Here is a 20,117-nt window from a genome sequence, read left to right as displayed (position 1 = left end):
GATCCTTGATGTTCGCCGCCGCGGCTCCAGATCAATGACCGGAGCTTGATCCAAATCAGCTCGACGCAGCGCGGCGACGTCTAAGGAGAATCGCTCAACGCTAGAGCGCGGCGCCGTTCAGGCTACGGTTGGCCAACAGCGGCAACGCAGCGAATCTGAACGAAACGAGGCGGAGCAGTCTTCAGCTGCCTTGGGAGCAAGCATAGCATGGCGTCCGACAGTCGGAAACAGACCTGGGCGATCTGGTACATCATCGCCGCCGTTTTCGGCGTGCTGCTGCTGCAGCAGGTGTGGAGCGCCTATCAGCAGACCGAAACGATTCCCTATAGCGAGTTTGAAAAGCGCGTCGCCGACAAGCAAGTGTCCGAAGTCGTCATCGGCTCGGACACGATCGAAGGCACGCTCAAATCGCCGGAGCCGAACGGCGTGAGCAAATTCATCACGGTTCGGGTCGATCCGGCGCTCGCCGACAAGCTCGCCGCAGATGGGATCAAGGTCACTGGAGCGCCGCCATCTGGATTGGTTGGCGTGATCCTCGCCTGGGTCATTCCCGCCCTTCTCTTCTATGCTCTCTGGGTCTTTCTTTTCCGCGGATTTGCCGAGAAACAGGGGTTCGGCGGGCTCATGACCATCGGCAAGTCGCATGCGAAAGTCTATGTCGAAACCGACACAAAGGTGACTTTCAAGGATGTCGCCGGCGTCGAGGAAGCCAAGTTCGAGCTGCAGGAAGTGGTGTCATTCCTCAAGGACCCGAAATCCTTTGGCCGCCTCGGCGCCCGCGCGCCAAAAGGCATTCTCCTGGTCGGACCGCCAGGAACCGGCAAGACCTTGCTCGCCCGCGCCGTGGCCGGCGAAGCCGGGGTCGCGTTCTTCTCGATATCGGGCTCCGAATTCGTTGAGATGTTCGTCGGCGTCGGCGCCGCGCGCGTGCGCGATCTGTTTGAGCAAGCGCGCAAGGCCGCGCCTTGCATCATCTTCATCGACGAGCTCGACGCGCTCGGCCGATCGCGCACAGTCGGCGGCATAGGCGGGGTCGACGAGAAGGAGCAGACGCTCAATCAGCTCCTCGCCGAGCTCGACGGTTTTGATCCCTCGATCGGCGTCATTCTGCTGGCGGCGACAAACCGGCCGGAAATTCTCGACCCTGCTCTGCTCCGGGCCGGCCGCTTCGACCGGCAGGTTCTGGTCGACCGCCCGGACCGCAAGGGGCGGCTCGAAATCCTGAAGGTTCATGCGAAGAAGATCGTTCTCGATCCGGCGGCCGATCTCGATCAAGTCGCAAGCATAACAACGGGCTTCACCGGCGCCGATCTCGCCAATCTGGTCAATGAAGCGGCGGTCATCGCCACCCGCCGCAAGAGCGCGGCGGCGACCATCGAGGATTTCACCGCCGCGATCGAGCGCATCGTCGCCGGGATCGAGAAGAAGAGCAGGATCCTGACGCCGCCGGAGCGCCGCCGCGTCGCCTATCACGAAATGGGCCATGCGCTCGTCGCCGCGAGCCTGCCCGATGTCGACCCGGTGTTGAAAGTCTCGATCATCCCGCGCGGCGTCGGCGCGCTCGGCTATACGATCCAGCGCCCGACGGAGGACCGCTTCGTCCTCGCCGCCAGCGAATTGCGGCATCGCATCACCGTCCTCATGGGCGGACGCGCCGCCGAGACGCTTCTCTTCGAAGGCGATATCTCGACCGGCGCCGCGGACGACCTCCAGCGGGCCACCGACATAGCCGTCGAAATGGTGACGCTCTACGGCATGGCGCAGAGCGTCGGACAGCGCACCTATAAGGCGCCGCCGCAATTCCTCCTCGGCTCGCAGTCGCTCGATAAGCCTGCCGCCTCGGAGGCGACGCTGCGCGAGATCGATCTCAGCGTCCGCGACATCGTGGGCGAAGCCTTCGTCGAAGCGCGCGACATTCTGGCGCGGCGGCGGGGCGATCTCGATAAGGGCGCGGAACTGCTGCTCGCGAAAGAATCGATCACGGCCGAGGATTTTCCACCGATCCAACGGCCGCAGAAGCTTGGCGTCGTCCCGGCGCTTTCGGCCTGAGGCGGCTCGCTTGGCGCGGTCGGCGGGCGACGAATATAGCGCTGGACCACAAGACTCTGATCCAGATCAAAACATAGCCATTTGGTTAGGCGCTCATGAATCGGAAAGCTTGGAAACCGTTAGGAGCAGGGCGATGACCAACGTAAGCTCAACCGGATATGGCGCCGGCGCCAATAGCATTGATCCGGCAAATGCCGCCGCAAGTTTCACGACATGGTGGAACGCCACTTTTCTGCGCCTGCCCCTGACGGTCGCGGGTGAAACCTTGCGCTTCACGGCCAACCGGCTGCAAGCGCAGGCGGAATATCTGACGCGCGTCAACCATTGCGCCAATGTTCCGGAATTCATGGAGGCGCAATCGCAATTCATGCGAAAAGCCACCGATGATTATGGGGTCGAGACGGGACGGCTCATGGAGGAAGTTCGCGCGGCGATTACGCGAAAGGCCGCCTGAACCCGCCGTAGCGGCCAGACCTATGCTGCTTCTCGCCTTGACGCGCGGGGCTCAAATCATGAGTTCCGGCGCGGCGGCCCGCTCCGAAGGAGATTTTTATCTTGTCCCACGCCCCCACCCATCCGGCGCCAGAGCAAAAATCATATCCCCACAACTTTCGCCGCATTCGCCTCGAATTGGCGCGTGAAAAAGGCCACCCCGAAGGCAGCGCGCGAGACGGCTACATTCTCATCCTTCCGCTCGACGATCAGTCGCGGATCGACGTCGACGCTTGGAAGGAGCACCGCGACCTTTGCCGGATCGTCCGATTCCGAGAGGGAGAGGAAGACGAGCTTGGCCGCCTCCAGCGCAAACAAGGCGGCGGTTGGGCGTTCCATTACTCCAGCCCGCCCAATGTCGAGGACGAAAGAGCCCTGCATTTGGAGAGCGACCAATTCGTCATCGGCGACTATGTCGCGATCCGCGAAGAGAAGGCGCTCCATACGTTTCAGGTCGCGTCGGTCGATTACGTTTGAGCCGCCCTGCCCTTCTGACCTTGTCTATCCCAAAGGCGGTTCAGGGCTTGAGCTGAGCGTGGTCTAGCTTCGAAGCCTTCGTTTCAGAGTCAGCGGCGGCCGGCCTTGCGACACCGGCCCCGCCGCGCCAGCGATCGAGTTCGGCCAATTCGGCTTCCGGCCGCTCGATGACAACCTTGCCTCGGCCGAGATAGACCGCGCCAGCGTCGCCGTCGATCGAGATCCAGTCTCCTTCTTCGACGGCCGCGGCGGCGATTTGCGCCCGCCGGCCGGAGACGTCGACCACGATGCTATCGCAGCCAACCACGCAGGGCTTAGCCATCTGCCGCGCCACAAGCGCGGCATGCGCGGTGGGGCCGCCAATCGCCGTCAGGATGCCGGCGGAGACCGCAAAACCCTTGACGTCATCCGTCGTCATCGTCGGCCGCACGAGAATGACCGGGTCGCCCGAGCCCGCCAAATGCTCCGCGCTGGCCGAGTCGAAGGCGACGCGCCCTACCGCTATGCCGGAGGAGGCGCCTTTGCCGCGCGCGATCGGATCCCCCGCCTCGGCCAGCCGGGCGTGGGCGACCGCATCGAGATTCAAGCCGTGGAGCCGACGCAAAGCTTCCTGCGGGGTAATCAGGCCTTCATGAACGAGATCGATGGCGATCCGCAGCGCCGCACGCGGAGTCCGCTTCGCGGCTCTGGTCTGAAGAATCCATAGCCGCCCGTTTTCGATTGTGAATTCAACATCCTGCACGTCCTCATATTCGCGTTCGAGCTGCGCCAGAATCTCCCGCAATTGGCTGGCGACCGCAGGCAGCGAACTCGCAAGCGCCGCCTCGGTCTTGGGCGTGACGCGTCCGGACACGACATCCTCCCCCTGGGCGTCGAACAGCACATCGATCACCGGCTCGGCGGCGCCGTTCGAGGGATCGCGCGAGAATGCGACGCCCGCCCCCGAAGTCAGCCCTCGATTGCCGAAGACCATGGCCTGAATGGCGACGGCCGTCCCGCGCAAATGTTCGAGCTGCTCAAGACGACGGTAGGCGCAGGCGCGCTCGCTTGTCCACGAGCGATAGACGGCCCTTGTGGCGCCGAGGAGCTGCGCCATCGGATCTTCCGACGGGCAATCGTCCGCGACGAGGGTCTGGTAGGCGGCGGCAAGCCTTTCAAGCGCCTCGCCGTCGAGATCCCGATCGCTCTCGACTCCTTCCCCGGCGACAATATGCGCGAGTTCCGCGCCGAAGGGGGCCGGATCGTATCCGAGCGCGACGCTGGCGTAGCCTTCGAGAAACCGACGGCGGCAATCCCAAGCGAAATGCGGATTGCCCGTCATGCGGATGAGGCCGTGAACCGCCGCCGAGGTGCAGCCGACGTCAAGTATGGTGTCGAGCATGCCGGGCATGGATCGGGCGGCGCCTGAACGCACCGAAACGAGCAGCGGCTCGCGGCGATCGCCGAACCGCTTGCCGGTCACGCCTTCCAGGAAGGCGATTCCTTCCTTCAGACCATCGATCAGGTTGCGTTCGGCGTGAGGGTCCCCATCGATGACCGCAGCGCATAGCTTGACCGGAAGCACGAAAGCAGGAGGCACGGGCAGCCCGAGCACGGCCATTCGCGCGAGATTGGCGGCCTTTGCGCCGATATGCTCGGCCGAATGGCGTTTGGCGGACCCATCGCCAATGCGGACGATCTGCATAGCTTCAATCCCTTTTTTGGAGCCTATTATGCGGGGCTGGCTGGTCTATTCGCCCAGGACCGGCCCCGACTTATTGATCTAGGACAGTCCCTGCTGAGCGAATGCTCCCAGCCGATCGGAACGCGCTAAGCGGCCAAGTCGGCGAGAACATGCTGGCGAAGCCTATGCCCGAACCCGGCCAATCGGTCGGTCGCCCGCTCGATCGCCCGCGCCAGCTCGAGAACAGAAAGCGAGGTCGTCAGATCGAGCCCGCCGCGCAAAACCTGAGCTGTGACCGCGCGCTCGGCGGCGTCTGCTATGTGCTCGACGTCGATAAGTCTCGCGACGGCGGCGAGCGCGTCCTCGGAATCGGCGCGGCGCCCTTCCGGCGCCTCGGCGGCGGCGACAATTCCGGAGGCCGCCGCCTCGGTCCCGGCCACGGCTGCGGCGCAAAGCTCCGCCAAGGGCTTCAACAGCGCCGCATCGACTTCGGCGGGCACGAGCGAAGCTATGAAGGCGGCCTGCTCCAGCTCGTCGATCGCCGCCTCGACGCCATTGACGAGATCTTCGATCGTCGCGTCCGCCTCAAATCTCGCCACCTCATTGCGCGCTTCGACTGCAATTCGATCGGCCTTTTCCTCGATGCGCCGGGCAAGCGCCGCCATGGCGGGTCCATCGGTCCTGCGTCCGGATTGCCGGTCCGCGATATTGAGCGACAGCGCCGCCGCGATCTCGCGGGCGAGCCCGGCCTGCCGCACGACAATCGCGAGCAGCATGCTCTCGACCCGCTCCAAACGGCGGACGAGATCGGCCTCGATGCGGTCCCTGACAAGGCGCACGGATTGGCCTTCGAGCAAGGCGTCCGTTGAGACGCGCAGGACCGTCTTCAGGAAATCAACCGCCGACTCGCGGCCGAGAGAAGAATCGAGTCGCTCGCCGAAGCCGATGCGGGTCGGGATGGCGTGGCGCACGGCGGACGCCACAAGGTCGGCGCCGCCGAGTTCAAGAAAGGCGCGATGGCCGATGGAGTTTCGCGCCGCCCAATCGAGAATGCCGATGGCGTCGCCCTTGGAGACCCAGAGACGCAGAACCTTCCGCGCCTTGTTCCAGTCGATGAGGAAGACCAGCGCCGCGCCGATCGCCTCCAGGAAGGCGTCGCGGGTTTCCGCGCTTTCGGCGGCAAATCGCCCGGTGACGAGATAGAACGCGCCATCGGCGTCGGGTCCCTCGGCTTTCTTGGTCTCGAGGCCGCTCCAGCGCACTGGAAATTTGTCGAAGAGGCCGGTGAAGAACTTGGCGCGGACCAGATGGACGTCCGTGTGGGTGACCGTCACGGAATCGCCTTCGATCCCGAGCACGATCACATGGGCGTCCGTCGTGCCAATGTCGTTTTGGATGATCAGGCGCGATCCCGATCGCGCCGCCGTGGTCGCGAGACCTGGATGGCCGAATTTCAGGGGCTTGGTCCGGTTGAGGCCGCGCATGAACGCCTCGACCGCCGGCCTATCCTCGGCGCGCAATCCGTGGACATGCGCGCCGGCGAGAATTTCCTCGGCGCAAGTTGCGGCGAGCCGATTCAACGCCTTGTGCAAGTCCATGACGAGGCGATGGAGGCTGTCTCCGCCGGTCGCCGAGACGCTTGTCAGCCTTGAGATCGCCGCCGCCTCGATTTCCTCGGCCGGCGCGAGGGCCCCGGAGGCCTCGATCGCCACCAGCCTTTCAGCCAAGGTCTTGCCTTCCGGCGGGGCGCCCACCTCGACGGCGCGGAGCATGATTTTCACGTCTTCGAGAACGCCCGCAGTCAGCTTGGGGAGGTCCGGGATGGCGATCCGGCCCGCCGCCGCTTGGCGCGCTCCGGCGATGAGCGATTTTATCGCCGCAAGGCCGAGACCGGCGGCCTCGCATTCAGCCGAAAGATCGATCGGGGCTTCAGCGGGATCGCGCGCGCGCTGCGCCGCCGCCTGCAAGGCGCTCATGCGCACCTTCACGCGATTATTGGCCGCGAGCCCGTCCGCGACGAGCGACGGCAGCAGGATCTCGCTCTGCCCGAGCTGTTCGATGATCTGGGCCTTCATGCCGATGCTCCGCATTGAAAGAGGCGCCGCGACGCCCGCTGACGGCGTCCGGCCTTTTTGGCACAAGTGGGTTCGTGCGGTTCTGTTCTATCTCAAGGCGAAGGGAGATCGAGCGCGCTGGTTAAATCCCCGAGCCTCTGGCCGCCCGCCGCAGCCATCGCCTCGTCCCGCTCCCGCAGGCCGTCAAGAACCGGCAGCCCGAAGCGCCTGGTTATGAGCCGCAGCGCCGAGGTCGTGTCCATGAGCGTATGGTCGACGAAGCCTTTTTTGGCGAAAGGCGAGACGATCAGCGCCGGAATGCGATTTCCCGGACCCCAGCGGTCGCCTTTCGGCGGCGCGACATGGTCCCAAAATCCGCCATTCTCATCATAGGTGATCAGCACGAACATATGCGCCCATTGGGGGCTCTCTTCGAGATGCCTGACGATCTCAGCGATATGTTCATCGCCGGCGAGGACCTCGGAATAACCCGGATGCTCGTTCAAATTTCCTTGCGGCTTGTAGAATGCGACCTGAGGCAGGGTCCCGGAGTCGATCGCTTCGATGAACGAAGCGCCATTGATCCCGCCGTCGCGCAAATGCTCGGCGCGCGCGGCCGACCCCGGAGCATAGGCGGCGAAATAGTTGAACGGCTGGTGATGGAATTGGAAATTCGGCGCAGGCGTGACCGCCGCGCCATCGAGCGCCGCGCGCCAGGCGCCGGCGTACCAGGCCCAGGTCACGCCTTTCTCGCTCAGCAAATCGCCGATCGTCGTTTCCGTCTGCGGCGGCAGCGTGGTCGGCGCGTTGGGGTTCGCATATGCCGGATCGCCGCCCGGCGCAGGCTTGACGCCGCTCGGCTGATAGGGCGGCTGCATGGTGTTCACGGCGTAAAAATCGTGCGGGGTGATGCTGCCGTCATTCTCGAATTTCGGAACGCCGTCGAGCGCGGATTTGGGGGAGTCCGGCGCGAGCTTCAAGGTGACGCCATCCGCCTCGACCGCGGCGATCAGACCTCTCGCGGGGCTCTGATCGGCGTTCGGATATCTGGGCTCGCAGGCGCAGGCCAGATAGAAATGATTGACGAAAGAGCCGCCGAACGCCGCCATGAAGAAACTATCCGCGAGCGCATATCTTTTTGCGACCTCCCAGAGCGGCAGTTTCGAGCCGTCATAATGACCCATCACCAAGGCGCCGGAATCGCCATAGGCGACAAAGCGGTCATTCTTGCCGCCGTTGATTTGGATCTGGTTTTGATAGAATCGATGCACAAGATCTCTCGTCGGCGCGCTGACCGGCGTGTTGAGGCCCTTTGGATCGTCAATAGCGAAAGGAGCATTCGGCAGGTGTTCGGTGTCGGCTTCAGCGACGGCGGGCTTGAAATGTTGCGCGGTGAGGCCGCCCCAGATCGGCGGCAGCTCCTTCAAAGGCGAGCCGCCGCGGTCCAATTGCCGCGCCATTTCGGGCGTTGCATTCGCCAAGCCGTTCGCGCCGGGAAATTTGCCGTAGAGATTGTCGAAGCTGCGATTCTCCGCGTAGATCACGACGATCGTATCGATTTTCTCTAGCCCGTTCGGTGGGACCGGCGCATCGCCAGCGGCCTCGGCGGTCCCAACCGCAATCGCGAGGGCGCCCACGACAAGCACAGCGCAAAGCCCAAACCGCCTGTTCTTCATTTGCTCTCCTGAAGCGCCGATGGGGGACTGGAAAGGTTTCCCAACTCGTCCCCGCCGCCCGATAGATGACCGCTTCTTATTGCATTTTCTTGACGCTCAAACCCTAATGCCTCGATTGGTCATAATTCTTTCATCGAGGGACGGCGGGATGTACCTTTAAAGAAGCGCGGGGTACAAGACCTTGATGCGCGCTTCTTTAAATCCATACTGAAGCCGCACCCGCCCTTGAGCCGATTCTAGCGCATGGCCCGGCGATCGCAGCGGGAGCCGGGGCAATGAAACCCGACAGGAACAAGGAGCCGCCGCTGAGCCTGCCGGACCTTGTCCGCGATGGGCTGGACGTGCTCTTTGTCGGCATCAACCCGTCGATCTTCTCGGCCGCACAGGGTCATTATTTCGCGCGCAATACGAACCGCTTCTGGCCCGCCTTTTCCCGCTCGGTTCTGAGCCAGACGGCGCGGCAGGGGATCGGAGCCGCGGATTTGAAGCCCGAGCATGATCGCCTGCTTCTCGCGCATGGTTTTGGCTTCACCGACGCCGTGAAACGTCCGACCGCGCGGGCGAGCGATCTCGCGCCGGCCGAATTCGCCGCCGCCGTGACCGCCCTTGTGGAGAAACTCGCGTGGCGCCAGCCCCGCATCGCCTGTTTTCATGGGATGATGGCCTATCGGCAGGTCCATCGCGCGCTGGTGGGACCGAGGTCCGATCCGATCCTTGGCCTGCAATCGGTGCGAATCGGCCGATCGCAGATCTTTGTCGTCCCCAATCCCAGCCCGGCCAATGCGCATTTCACCCTTGCCGATCAGATCCTCTGGTATGATCGTTTGGCCGCGCGCCTGGATGAGGGCGATGGCTGATCGAAGCGCCCGCGACGGGCGAAGGTCGAGCCGCCGTGCGACCGGGCGGACCGCAGGCTGGCGATAGGTCCTTTGGTCGTAGCGGACATTGCCTTGCTGCGACTTCCTCACGCCTCGGCCGGAAAATGCCCGGAATCCAACTTGACTTCGATCGTCGGCCTTCCATAAAGGTCGCGGTTCGTCGACGTCGCGGCGATGTCCGAACCTTGGACGTCTCGGCCAAAATATTGCGGCCAAAGGCGGGCGCGTAGCTCAGCGGGAGAGCACTCCCTTCACACGGGAGGGGTCACAGGTTCAATCCCTGTCGCGCCCACCATTTCAATAGTTTGAAAAATAACGGTATTTTCAAGAGTTCACGCAAAGCCTCAGCTCATGACGCGTGGCTCAACGCGCGGGCCGGCGCGGCAGCCGCCGCTGGCGCAACCCTGTCATTCGAGGCGTGAATGATCTGAAAAAGCCTCCTTGACTCTCGCCTCTGAAACAGGAATCAATAGGAACAAATATAGAACATAATCGAGCTTGGAGCGGAGCCGATGTCGCAAGGCGACAGGTCGGAACGGTTGGACTTTTTGCGCCGGAAGGTTGCTAGGATCGAGGCTGCAGGGATCAAGGCGGGCAATGCGCCTCTCTCGAGCCGCGCCCGCGTGAGCTTGGGTGAAAACTTCAGCCTTGACCGGCTGCTGCAGGGCGGCCTTCGCCGCGGCGCCTTGCATGAGATCGCGCCGGCGCGCGCGGGCGACGCGGGCGGCGGCCTCGGGCTTCGCTCTGGCTCTGTCTGCCCGCCTGCGCGCTCCTTAATGCCCAGCCCATGGGGTTCTACGCGCCGGCGCAAATCGTGCGCGACGCCCGCGAGCATGGCGTTCCTGTTGAAGAGGTCGACGTCAATTTCTCCGATTGGGATTCGAAGCTGGAGCGTCAACCGGTCAAGCAGCGGCTGCATCCGCGCCATGCGTCCATGCAAGACGAGATCTTTTCGACCCACAGGGTCTGGCTGGGATTTCGGCAGATCAAAGGACTTTGCGAAGCCGACATGCGGCGTCTCACAGCCTTGCGCGCGCAAGGATATGATTCGATCCGCGATCTCTGGCTGCGCGCCGGGCTTTCGCCAGGGGCGCTCGAAACTCTGGCCAGAGCCGACGCCTTTCGCTCGCTCGGCCTCGACCGGCGCGCGGCGCTTTGGGCGGTGCGCGGCTTGAACCGCGCCGGCGACAAGGATGATCTACCCTTATTGAAGGATCTGAGCTGGCGGGCGCTCGAACCCGACGCCGCGCTTCCCCCCATGCCGCTCGGCGAACATGTGGTCGAAGATTATCGCTATTTGTCGCTCTCCTTGAAGGCGCATCCGGTCGCCTTCCTGCGCGACAGGCTCGCCCAGAAGAAAATCCTGCGCGCCGAAGAGCTCAGCAACCATCCGCCGGGCGGCCGCGTCACTGTCGCCGGCGTCGTTCTCGTGCGCCAGCGCCCAGGCTCCGCCAATGGCGTCATTTTCCTCACGCTCGAGGACGAAACCGGAATCGCCAACGCCATCGTTTGGCCAAGGGTCTTCGAAGCCCTGCGCCCGATCGTCATCGGCGCGCGTTTCATCGCCGTGACCGGACGCCTGCAGAACGAAGCGAATGTGATTCACATCGTCGTCGAGCGCGCCGAAAATCTGACGTTTCTTCTATCCCTTCTGTCGAACCCAGGCGTCAAGGAGACCTTCGCCCGCGCCGACGCCGTCAGGCGCCCGCATCTTCGCGCCGCTCTGCGCGAGCCGGAAAAATTTGCTCAACCCGGCCTTTTCGCCGAAGGGGAGACGCCCACCCAGCGCGCCGGCTCCGCCGCGGACATACAACGCATCCTGCCGAAAGGCCGCAACTTTCAGTAATGCGGCGCAAGCGGCAAAATCTCTCAAATCAGGGTGTGATCGTGATCGTTCCCGCACCTTCGACGTCTTGCCTGCGGAGACGTCGGCTTGGGCCGCTTCGATGTCGCCGAGCTTGAGCGAGTCGACTTGGCGCGCGCCGAGCAGTGTCCGGCCGTGAGACATGGGTAACGGAACGGACCTAAGACTTGGGCGACAACCTCGGGCCGAACGGATTGTCGAGGGCTGCAAGGTTTTCTGCTCCAAATTGGCCGGAACCCGCGGTTTCCGAGAGAACGGAGTTTGCCCGTCACGCTGCGGCGATCACAGATCGGCCAAGCTTCTTGATCGCCGTTTCCAGCGACCGCTGACCGCCGCAATAATCCGCCCAGGCTTTGCTTTTGCCAATAAGACCTGGCGCGCTGCGGATAGTGAACCTCTTGGGATCGAGGTCGGCCTTCACCTGCATCCAGGTCAGCGGCATCGAAACCGTAGCGCCCGGCCGGGCTCGGGGCGACAATGGCGCGACCGCTGTCGCCATGCGGTCATTGCGAAGATAGTCGAGAAAAATACGGCCCGTCCGCAGCTTCTTGGCCATGTTGACGACATAGAGCTGGGGCTTGTCGCTCGCCATGCGTCGACAAAGCTCGCGTGCAAACTCCTTCGCCTCCGGCCAGGTCAGCTTGGTGTTTTTCGCCACCGCGAGCGGCGCAACAACGTGAAGGCCCTTTCCGCCAGTCGTTTTGCAGAAGGCGACGAGCCCCAAAGAGTCCAGCCTGTCGCGCATTTCTCGAGCGGCCTCGACAACGCTGGAAAACGGGACATCTGGTCCTGGGTCGAGATCGAAAACCAAGCGGCCTGGAGTTTCGGGGCGGTTTGGTTCGCAATTCCACGGATGAAGCTCGAGCCCGGCGATTTGCGCGACCGCGGCCAAACCCTCGATTCGGTCAATCTCGAGATAGGGCGTGCGGTCTCCGAATACAGTGACAAGATCGAGGAGACTCGACGCGCCAGTCATTGCATGACGTTGGAAGAATTGTTGCCCCTCGATCCCGTCTGGAGCGCGAACAAGCGAGCACGGGCGCCCGCGGATATGGCCGATCATCCAGGGCCCCACGGCCTCGAAATAGCGGGCGAGGTCGAGCTTGGCGACCGGCGCTCCGTCACCGCCGTCAGGCCATAGCGCTTTGTTCGGATTGGAGATCAAAACGCCCATCACGATCGGTCTGTTTGGCTTGCCGGCGTTGGCCGGCTTATCCGCGGCGGCGGAATGCCTACCCCGGGCCTTGGTTTTTACGCTCGGTTCCGGAACATCCGTTTCAGCCGCCGGCGCGGGCGACTCGACTTCAACTTCGGAAGCGGGCTTGTCTTCACGCAGCCCCTTGAAGGCGGCTTGACGCACCATGCCGTCCCCCGTCCAGCCAGCAAACTCGATCTCCGCGACGAGCTCCGGCCGCGTCCAATTGATGGTTGCATCCTTGCGCGGCGCTCCGGCCCCGGCAAAAGGTGAATTGGACGTCGCAACCTCTTTTAGCCGCGGGAGAAGCTTTTCGATTTTTGCCTTGCCATACCCAGTTCCGACACGACCGATATAAACGAACCGGCCGCGGTGATTGACGCCGACAAGCAACGAACGAAACTTGCCATTGGTCGTCGTCCATCCTCCGATGACAACCTCGTGGCCAGCCCTGCATTTGGCTTTCGTCCAGGTCCCCGAACGACCCGACTGGTAAGGCGCATCCAGCTTCTTCGAGACAATGCCCTCCAAAAGCAGCCGGCAAGCCGACTTGAGCACAGCATCACCGCCCGTCTCGAAATGTTCAACGAACCGGATAAGTTCGGCTTCGCCGCGGCCCTGTGCTGAAATCAGCTCCCGAAGACGATCTTTGCGTCTCGACAGCGGCCGAGGGCGCCAATCAGTTTCACCTTCGAACAAAAGATCGAAGGCGTAAAAAATAAGATTGTCGGTCTTTCCCTCCGACAACGCCGCTTGCAGAGCCGCAAAATCTGGAGCGCCCTTCTCGCCGAGCGCGACGATCTCGCCGTCCATGATGACATCAGGAAAGGATTTCGCCTCTTGGGCTATCGCCGCGAACCTCCCGGTCCAGTCCAGGCCCTTGCGCGTCCTCAACGTGACTTTTCCACCTTCGACGCGCAATTGAACGCGATAGCCGTCGAACTTTATCTCGTGCGCCCATCCGCCGCCTGCTGGCGGTCTCTTGACCGGCTGGCACAGCTGAGGCGGAATGAAATCCGGAAGACTCGCGGAGCGCGGCCGCATCGATGTCTTTAACGAAGTCTTAGCCACAGATTTTCGTGCAACTCCTTTGTCGGACGCCGAATCCTTGCGCGCGTCCCAGATGGCGCCCGGGTCACCCGACCCTTTTCCAACCAGCATGAACGGCTTTGGGCCCCGACCCTGCCCCGACGCTATCTCCGCCATGGCGCGGCCGGAGGCGACCGAGCGATCCTCCGCGAGCATAGCGTCGGCGTCGCCTTCCCGCGCATATTGGTCGATGTGCTTGATAAGCAGCCAGTTGGTGCGCTTACCCCTGTTTCGGTCATGCTTCATGCGCACCAGGACCCAGCTCCCACGGAGACGCTCCCCGTAAAGCAGAAACTTCAATTCGCCGCGCGCCAGCGCCTCTTCCGGACTCTTCGTATCCTCCGGCTCCCAATAGCCGCGATCCCACAGCTGGACCGTTCCTCCGCCATATTGGCCCTTGGGTATCGCCCCTTCGAAGTCGCCATACTCAAGCGGATGATCTTCGACCTCCACCGCGAGTCGCTTATCATGGGGATCAAGCGAAGGCCCTCGCGTCACGGCCCAGGATTTAAAGACGCCATCGAGCTCCAGCCGAAGGTCGTAGTGAAGCCGAGTCGCGGCATGTTTCTGAATTACGAAGCGACGGCGGCGCAGACCGACAATCTCGGTCTCTCCGGCCGGCTCAACCGTTTTGCTGAAATCTCGCTTGGAGCGATATTTCGCAAGTTTACTTTCTTGCACGACATCCTCCAGGATGTTGAACAATTAACATATGCTTTCGCCGCTGACAGCGATAGCGTGTCCGATCACCTGCGGCCGATAGCACATGTCAATTCCTCCTTGAACAAAGCCCTGCTGCCTTCGGCGTCAAGCATATCATTTTGCTCCGTCGCCGTGATTTCGTCAGCCGAATTACAATCGTTGAGCGACTCCGAAATCCGCGAGAACAGTCGCACTAGCGCGGATGATGGGGCCAGAGGCCGCGCTTAACGGCGTACAACCCCAACTCTCCGATCCCGTTCCGCCGAACGCCATCTATTTAAAGCTCTACTTACTTAAAGCTCTACACGAATGACTCGGTCTCGCCGAAGACCATTGCTTAGCTTTAACAGCACATATCGCATCACTAACGCGCTGAAAGGGTGTTACGACCTCGGTTCAGCTTGGCTGATGCAGGCGACCATCAACGAAACGTCGATAGGATCAAAGCTTTTGGACTCCACTTGAAACGACAACGTCGTCTCGAACGCCGCGCATGCCCTGTAGAAACATCTTTGGCGAACGAAAAGGGTCGCTCTTATTGGACCGCGTGCGCAACGTTAACAAGGCCGCAAATCGCGGCGCTTAACTCAACTTCCGACCTTTGTATTTGCACTTAGTATTTGCTCCTGGCTTCTTCCTTCAGCGAAGCAGTTCGAGCGCCGGGCAATTAAAAGCTCCGATTTCGAAAAGGGAACCTTTCTTAGCAGTTGCGATTGATTGGCCAAGCAGCCTTTGCAGCAACACGAGGGGCGCCTCATGATATCGACATCTCAGGCCATCTCATCGCATATCCCCTATCTCCGACGCTTCGCGCGGGCGCTAACCGGATCCCAGGCCAGTGGGGACGCATACGTCGTCGCCGCGCTGGAGGCGATCGTGGCGGACCCGGCACATTTCGACGTCGGCGCTGACGCGCGAACGGCGCTCTACCGCCTATTTATTCATGTGTGGATGTCGATGCCGCTCAATGTCCACGTCGACGAGATCGGGTTTCCCTACGATGAACTCAGCGCTCAACGCGATCTCGATGCAATTGCCTTGCGGCCGCGCATCGCCTTCCTTTTGAGCTCGCTCGAGGCCTTCGAGACTACGGAAGTCGCGCGGACCCTTGAGTGTTCGGTTGCCGAAGCGGCGGCTTTGATCGACGCGGCTGGAAAAGAAATCGGGAAGCAGATTCGCACTGACGTCCTGATCATCGAGGACGAAGCCATCATAGCGATGGATTTGGAGAGCTTGGTCGAAGAGCTTGGCCATCACGTTGTGGCGGTCGCGAGCACCCATCTCGAAGCTGTCGCGGCCGCCGCCCGGGAACGGCCCGGACTAATTCTCGCCGATATTGAGCTCGCCGATAGTAGTTCAGGTCTCGCAGCGGTCAATGAAATTCTCGATGACTGCTCGGTTCCGGTCATTTTTATTACTGCCTACCCCGAGCGATTCCTGACTGGCGCGCCGCCTGAGCCTGCCTTTCTCGTCGCCAAGCCGTTTGTCGTCGACGGCCTCAAGGCCGCCATCAGTCAAGCGCTCTTCTTCGATCGCAAGTCGCACCGCGTTGTCAAAGCCGAAGCCGCCAGCGGGTTGCGTAACAGTTTGGAGCCCAAAAGCGCTGCTCAAGCCAGCTTCAATTGATCCCCGTGATCCGGCGCCGCCTTGGCCACGCCCCTGCATCGGGCGACACTACCAGTCCTTACGGGGAACGATTTACAATAGCCTTCGTTATCGTTGTTGTAAACGATGTAGAGCGATCACGTCTTCCTGTAGCATGATGTAGACGCGGCGTTGATGCTTCTCTTCTGAGAAGATGTGACGCGGCCGGCGGATCCGATCAGCGACGGTGCAATTCGGCTATTAGGTCAGCGTCAACCAGAGCTTTATTTTGAACGCAAATGGGGAGCGACTTATGAGTAACCTTCTCTATTGGGCCGTGCTATTTTTAATCATCGGGCTCGTCTCCGCTGCCTTCGGTTTTGGCGGCTTAGCCGGAACTGCGATCGCTGGCGCGCGGATTCTATTTTGGGTGGCTATAGTGCTGTTCATCATCGCCTTGATTGGCGGTCTTTTGAATAGACGAGGCGGCCTATAGCGATAAGATGATGATGCGAGCGTGACATGATCACCGTCCTTGTCCTGTATTGCTTGACGTCGGTTGATCCGCGCGCCTGTGTGCCAGGCGCTGAAATTGACAGCGAGTCGGCGCAAATTCGCGCCCTTGACTGCATTATGCAAAGCATGGCGGTGCTGGGACACGACGCGCGGGGCGGCAATGATCGCGTATATCCAAAAGTAATTTGCGAGCGTAGTCGATAAGTAGGCTGCCGCACTCCCTCAGCGAAAGACGCTTACTGTACAACCGCGCTACTACAAACGCAGACGCTGCTATCGATACTGAGCTGATGAAGTCAGGCCCCCTTGTCAACCTTACTTGGCCAAAAATAAGCCGCCTGGTCGACTCGCTATCTGGCCCGCATTGATGGACGGAGCTGCGAAGCCTGATACACCCTTGCCAATAACAATGAGACCCTTTGGATATGAACGCTAAGACCCACCCTCTGCACCCGGATTTCTTGGTATAAGTCGAAAATTAGAGCATCATCGCACTGGAGAAGCGCAAGCGGTGACGCTACTCCGCCGCCATCAACTGCGTCATTTATCAAATCGACAGGCCGTAGCATCTTCATATAGAGCGCCACGGTCGACGTCCGCCGCAGGCAAGGCGCGCCGAACGTCGGCCGGGCGCAAAATATTCCCCGCGCGAGCTTGTCTGACCCTTGGAAGGCGACGACTACGCGGCGCGAACCTCGCCGGTACAGTGACCGCTGGAATCGGATTAAGCCAGAAACAACTCATATACGCCTCTTGTATTTGTCAGTGTTGCGCTTCCCCAGTAATGGGAAGGCGTCCGGGCCTCTCCATGTATGGATCGCCTGGGCGGATTGCCCTCTGAGGCAGCGCCGATTACCGTCTTTTGTGACGCCTTTCGCATTCGCAGCGTCATCAAAGTCTCGCGCTATTTCCGAGCCGCGCCGAATTGGTCGTCGAACAGACTAGAACGCGTCAATAATACGCGCGATGTTCAGTCTTCCGGTTGCGGGTCGCCCCGGTTGATTAGCTTGAGGCGAAAGCTTCGGGGATGGATTGCGACGCTGATGCCTCGTTACAGACCTATCATTTTCAGATGCGGCGCCATTTTTGTAACGTGAGACGGCCCGTTCGAATTTTTGGTCACGCTTTTCCATGATGCCTCGACCTACCTTGATGGGCGACGGCGATTTCCTGCCCTTGTACGCTTCTGAAACGGCGACGAACGTTATCAAGTTCCAAACCCAATCGCGTTCCCTCTGCGCGCGACCATGTTGTGCGAAGGACGGAACGAAGGTCTTTCAATTCCCTTTTAGCGCTGCGGGATGGCGGGTAAGCAGCCAGCCGACGAAAGCGGCTCCGGTCAGGATTATAACCAGCTGCGCGCGATCGCCATGACGGACGACATTGGCGGCGCGATCTATGGTGGCGTCGGCTGTTTCACGCGCGTTCAGCCCCAATGTCTCGATCAGCGGACCGACCATGGAATTTTCCATGCCCGGATCCATAATAACCTTCGACAAGACGAAAGCGAGCGGCTCGGCGAGATCCCTTGCCGATAGTGTTGGAGCAGCAAGCGGGGCCGCGTTCAGCACAGCGGCAGATTGCGAATCAATGCGCTCTCCGGCCTCCTCTGCTCCGCTTATCATCGGTCCGGGATATCCTCCTTCACTTGTAGAGTCGTCAAAAAGGCGCGGCAATTTTATCCCATCCCGAAGCGATGATCTCCACTTGATCACAGCGGCGAGGGCCAGCGCGAGGGCCGCCGCGACCAGAACAAGAGCAAGGCCTCCGAGCGCCACATAGGGTCCGAAAGCTTCCGCCATCCATCGATAAAGCGCGATCAAGCCCACGAGGCCCGCCATCACACCGGAAATGACGGCCAAAGCAGATAAAGCCAGGATGACCGCGCCTTCCCACGCTACGTTCGCAATCTGAGCCGACGCTGCTTCAAGACGACGTTCGAGATCCGCTGTCAAAGCGTTGATCTTGGCGGGCATGTCGAACCCGAATAGCTTCAGTAGTTTGATCAGCATCAGTTTCGACGCCCGAGAACGCCTATAAGCAGGCCGATGATCAATGCGCTGGCGATCGCCCCAAGCGGATTTCGGCGAGCCATGCTTTCAATCTCGGATGCGAGGGTCTTCGCCTGCTTGGTCGCGGCGGACGCCATCTCCGATCCGCCGCCAGCAATATCGCTTGCAACGCCGCCGACTTGGACCCCAATTCCCGACGTGACTTCGCGCGCCGACTTTGCCGCTTCGCCACTTGCCTGTGACAGAAATTTCGTAACTGTCTCCTTGAGGCCGTTAAGATCCGCCCGCAAGGCCTGTAAATCTGATCCCGCCGAATTTGCAGCTTCCGCGCCGGCGGCATAGATTGCTTCTGTTCCTCGGTTAACTGAATCCGCTATCGAGGGACCAGATAAGCTGCCGCGCGCAGTCTCCGCGTTGGACTCCGACCGCAATTCCTTATGTTGCATTGTAGCACCCTAGGTTTTTGTTAGGAGAACGAGTCATGACTTGTGGCTTGTGCCTGACATCAGTGCCAGAACAACAGAAGCAGAATAATAATCGGGATCGGCACTCCCAGAATCCAAAGCAACGCGCCTTTGCCTAGGCCCATAATCGCCTCCTTTTTTTGCCGTTGAAACTCATGCCGCAAACGTAGTCGCCAACATTAAGTTCCTTTGCAAATGCGTGTTCCTTCTTTAGTTCAAGCGACCGACAAACACGACGCTGGAATGGCAGCGCAACGTAAACGGCAGCGAATTTAATATCGATTGGCGAGCAACCTGTTGTAGTGTCCTCGCTTACTTCGACTCAATCGTCACACCACGCGCTGGCGGCGCACATCGACTTCCGATTCGACGTCTCTGAGGCGCTTAAGGGGGGGCTGTCCCGCTAAATCAAAAGTAAACATAAATCGCCACGGCCTCGTTGGACCCGATTCCATCGGCGGCGAAAGTGGTCTAGTATTCGCCAATGATGCAGACACGCTCACATTTCCGCCGTTGAGCCAGCGCCGGAGTGACGTGAACTCGACGGGCCGGTGAAGCTTCTCTTCACGACGGGATATACGCGAAACGCGATCGTTCATAATGGAGTGCTCGACCCGCATGTGCAGCTCATATCCAAGCCGTTCGGCCTGGAACAGCTCGCCAAGAAGGTCCGGGAGGTCATTACGGCGTGACCGGTCGTCGGGAGCAGTCATAACAACTTTCCCAGGAAGCATGGGACGCGCGCGGCCACCTGCGCCATTCAGGCAGGCTGGCTGCAGCCGGACGATATTTCCCTCCGTCGCCCTTTTTTCCCGGGTCGGACGCCGCCGATATGGCGATCGGCGCCCTAATATGAAGTGACCGGCGGAGATAGCGCCAAGGACATTTAGCAAAGCGGAAGTTCACAATGGCTGAGGTCCGCGTCATTTGCGCCATCGGCAAACATGGGCAGCTCGGACTCAATGGGCGCTTGCCATGGGAGGGGAACCCCGCCGCCCCGTACAAGGCTGACGTGCAGCGATTTTTTGATTTGACCAAGGGCCACGTGATCGTCGCCGGCCCCCGAACATTCCGCTCCTTTCCGGACTGGGCGCGTCGCGATAGAGTGGTGACGGAAATCCATGCGACCGACAGCCCAAGGATGGTCATCGAGAAATACTCCGACCGGGTTGTATTTGTTGGAGGCGGCCCGCTCGTTTGGAAGGCTTATGCGCCCTTCATCAGCCATTGGGACGTGACCCGATTGCCCTACGATGGAGAGGCCGACAGGTATTTCGATCCGATTTGGCTTTGCGCCGGCTAGAGCATATTCCGAAAAAGTTGATCGACCTTTTCGATCAGAACATGCTCCAACTTATCTGGAACGAGTTCTTATCGATTGGATGATTCCATCCAATCGGAG

14 protein-coding genes, 1 tRNA gene and 1 pseudogene are annotated in these 20,117 nt (G+C 61.0%); 10 read left to right on the top strand and 6 right to left on the bottom strand.

All coding sequences use genetic code 11. From position 1 onward, the window contains the following. The first annotated feature begins 207 nt into the window (after positions 1 to 207). The 3 genes from ftsH (at position 208) to RZS28_RS10615 (ending at position 3,018) form a co-directional block, all read left to right on the top strand. On the top strand, positions 208 to 2,049 hold the full coding sequence (gene ftsH, locus RZS28_RS10625) for an ATP-dependent zinc metalloprotease FtsH (RefSeq protein ID WP_407337734.1): 1,842 nt from the start codon (positions 208 to 210) through the stop codon (positions 2,047 to 2,049). Positions 2,050 to 2,182: 133 nt separating this feature from the next. After that, on the top strand, positions 2,183 to 2,503 hold the full coding sequence (locus tag RZS28_RS10620) for a hypothetical protein (RefSeq protein WP_407337733.1): 321 nt from the start codon (positions 2,183 to 2,185) through the stop codon (positions 2,501 to 2,503). Positions 2,504 to 2,604: 101 nt separating this feature from the next. Continuing rightward, the gene (locus RZS28_RS10615) at positions 2,605 to 3,018 is read left to right on the top strand and encodes a hypothetical protein (RefSeq protein WP_407337732.1); all 414 of its coding nucleotides are present in this window, start codon (positions 2,605 to 2,607) and stop codon (positions 3,016 to 3,018) included. 40 nt (positions 3,019 to 3,058) lie between these two features. On the opposite strand, the gene RZS28_RS10610 is transcribed toward RZS28_RS10615, so the two are convergent. From RZS28_RS10610 to RZS28_RS10600, 3 genes are all read right to left on the bottom strand, one after another. Then, a complete protein-coding gene (locus RZS28_RS10610; RefSeq protein ID WP_407337731.1) occupies positions 3,059 to 4,702 on the bottom strand; it encodes a PEP/pyruvate-binding domain-containing protein in 1,644 nt (547 codons plus the stop codon). Positions 4,703 to 4,827: 125 nt separating this feature from the next. Then, positions 4,828 to 6,756, bottom strand: coding sequence for a hypothetical protein (locus RZS28_RS10605; RefSeq protein ID WP_407337730.1), 1,929 nt, complete (start codon positions 6,754 to 6,756; stop codon positions 4,828 to 4,830). 92 nt (positions 6,757 to 6,848) lie between these two features. Then, entirely contained in the window at positions 6,849 to 8,411 is a 1,563-nt protein-coding gene (locus RZS28_RS10600; protein WP_407337729.1) for an acid phosphatase, read from the bottom strand. A 275-nt stretch (positions 8,412 to 8,686) separates the two neighbouring features. Between RZS28_RS10600 and RZS28_RS10595 the strand changes: the two genes are divergently transcribed. The 3 genes from RZS28_RS10595 (at position 8,687) to RZS28_RS10585 (ending at position 11,135) form a co-directional block, all read left to right on the top strand. Continuing rightward, positions 8,687 to 9,268 (top strand): mismatch-specific DNA-glycosylase, encoded by a 582-nt coding sequence (locus RZS28_RS10595; RefSeq protein WP_407337728.1) that lies wholly within the window; start codon positions 8,687 to 8,689, stop codon positions 9,266 to 9,268. A gap of 241 nt (positions 9,269 to 9,509) precedes the next feature. Further along, a tRNA-Val gene (locus tag RZS28_RS10590) sits at positions 9,510 to 9,584 on the top strand. Positions 9,585 to 10,076: 492 nt separating this feature from the next. Continuing rightward, the gene (locus tag RZS28_RS10585) at positions 10,077 to 11,135 is read left to right on the top strand and encodes an OB-fold nucleic acid binding domain-containing protein (RefSeq protein ID WP_407337727.1); all 1,059 of its coding nucleotides are present in this window, start codon (positions 10,077 to 10,079) and stop codon (positions 11,133 to 11,135) included. A gap of 286 nt (positions 11,136 to 11,421) precedes the next feature. On the opposite strand, the gene ligD is transcribed toward RZS28_RS10585, so the two are convergent. After that, on the bottom strand, positions 11,422 to 14,118 hold the full coding sequence (gene ligD / locus RZS28_RS10580) for a DNA ligase D (RefSeq protein ID WP_407337726.1): 2,697 nt from the start codon (positions 14,116 to 14,118) through the stop codon (positions 11,422 to 11,424). Between the two features lie 780 nt (positions 14,119 to 14,898). On the opposite strand from ligD, the gene RZS28_RS10575 reads away from it, so the two are divergent. Beyond that, positions 14,899 to 15,765 carry a response regulator gene (locus RZS28_RS10575; protein WP_407341102.1) on the top strand — a complete coding sequence of 289 codons (867 nt, stop codon included), beginning with the start codon at positions 14,899 to 14,901 and terminating at the stop codon, positions 15,763 to 15,765. A 271-nt stretch (positions 15,766 to 16,036) separates the two neighbouring features. Next, positions 16,037 to 16,219: a DUF1328 domain-containing protein gene (locus RZS28_RS10570; RefSeq protein WP_407337725.1), complete on the top strand. Its 183-nt coding sequence runs from the start codon at positions 16,037 to 16,039 to the stop codon at positions 16,217 to 16,219. A gap of 1,297 nt (positions 16,220 to 17,516) precedes the next feature. Here RZS28_RS10570 and RZS28_RS10565 read toward each other — a convergent pair. Further along, positions 17,517 to 18,251 (bottom strand): hypothetical protein, encoded by a 735-nt coding sequence (locus RZS28_RS10565; protein ID WP_407337724.1) that lies wholly within the window; start codon positions 18,249 to 18,251, stop codon positions 17,517 to 17,519. Continuing rightward, positions 18,251 to 18,541: a hypothetical protein gene (locus RZS28_RS10560; protein ID WP_407337723.1), complete on the bottom strand. Its 291-nt coding sequence runs from the start codon at positions 18,539 to 18,541 to the stop codon at positions 18,251 to 18,253. The genes RZS28_RS10565 and RZS28_RS10560 overlap by 1 nt, the downstream gene beginning before the upstream one ends. A gap of 725 nt (positions 18,542 to 19,266) precedes the next feature. Here RZS28_RS10560 and RZS28_RS10555 point away from each other — a divergent pair. Further along, positions 19,267 to 19,407, top strand: a pseudogene (locus RZS28_RS10555) (hypothetical protein); the annotation flags it as partial. 215 nt (positions 19,408 to 19,622) lie between these two features. Continuing rightward, positions 19,623 to 20,018 carry a dihydrofolate reductase gene (locus tag RZS28_RS10550; protein WP_407337722.1) on the top strand — a complete coding sequence of 132 codons (396 nt, stop codon included), beginning with the start codon at positions 19,623 to 19,625 and terminating at the stop codon, positions 20,016 to 20,018. Positions 20,019 to 20,117 lie beyond the last annotated feature (99 nt).

The sequence above is a fragment of the Methylocapsa polymorpha genome (assembly GCF_045689225.1).
In the GTDB taxonomy this organism is placed as follows: Bacteria; Pseudomonadota; Alphaproteobacteria; order Rhizobiales; family Beijerinckiaceae; genus Methylocapsa; species Methylocapsa polymorpha.
This window is presented reverse-complemented; position numbering and strand designations above follow the sequence as displayed.

What these genes read in the sequence shown, in the direction of transcription:
- RZS28_RS10605 (WP_407337730.1), bottom strand. Translation starts at nt 6,756, where the DNA reads ATGAAGGCCCAGATCATCGAACAGCTCGGGCAGAGCGAGATCCTGCTG.
- RZS28_RS10565 (WP_407337724.1), bottom strand. Translation starts at nt 18,251, where the DNA reads ATGCTGATCAAACTACTGAAGCTATTCGGGTTCGACATGCCCGCCAAG.
- RZS28_RS10585 (WP_407337727.1), top strand. Translation starts at nt 10,077, where the DNA reads ATGGGGTTCTACGCGCCGGCGCAAATCGTGCGCGACGCCCGCGAGCAT.
- RZS28_RS10595 (WP_407337728.1), top strand. Translation starts at nt 8,687, where the DNA reads ATGAAACCCGACAGGAACAAGGAGCCGCCGCTGAGCCTGCCGGACCTT.
- RZS28_RS10570 (WP_407337725.1), top strand. Translation starts at nt 16,037, where the DNA reads ATGAGTAACCTTCTCTATTGGGCCGTGCTATTTTTAATCATCGGGCTC.
- ftsH (WP_407337734.1), top strand. Translation starts at nt 208, where the DNA reads ATGGCGTCCGACAGTCGGAAACAGACCTGGGCGATCTGGTACATCATC.
- RZS28_RS10620 (WP_407337733.1), top strand. Translation starts at nt 2,183, where the DNA reads ATGACCAACGTAAGCTCAACCGGATATGGCGCCGGCGCCAATAGCATT.
- RZS28_RS10550 (WP_407337722.1), top strand. Translation starts at nt 19,623, where the DNA reads ATGGCTGAGGTCCGCGTCATTTGCGCCATCGGCAAACATGGGCAGCTC.
- RZS28_RS10600 (WP_407337729.1), bottom strand. Translation starts at nt 8,411, where the DNA reads ATGAAGAACAGGCGGTTTGGGCTTTGCGCTGTGCTTGTCGTGGGCGCC.
- RZS28_RS10610 (WP_407337731.1), bottom strand. Translation starts at nt 4,702, where the DNA reads ATGCAGATCGTCCGCATTGGCGATGGGTCCGCCAAACGCCATTCGGCC.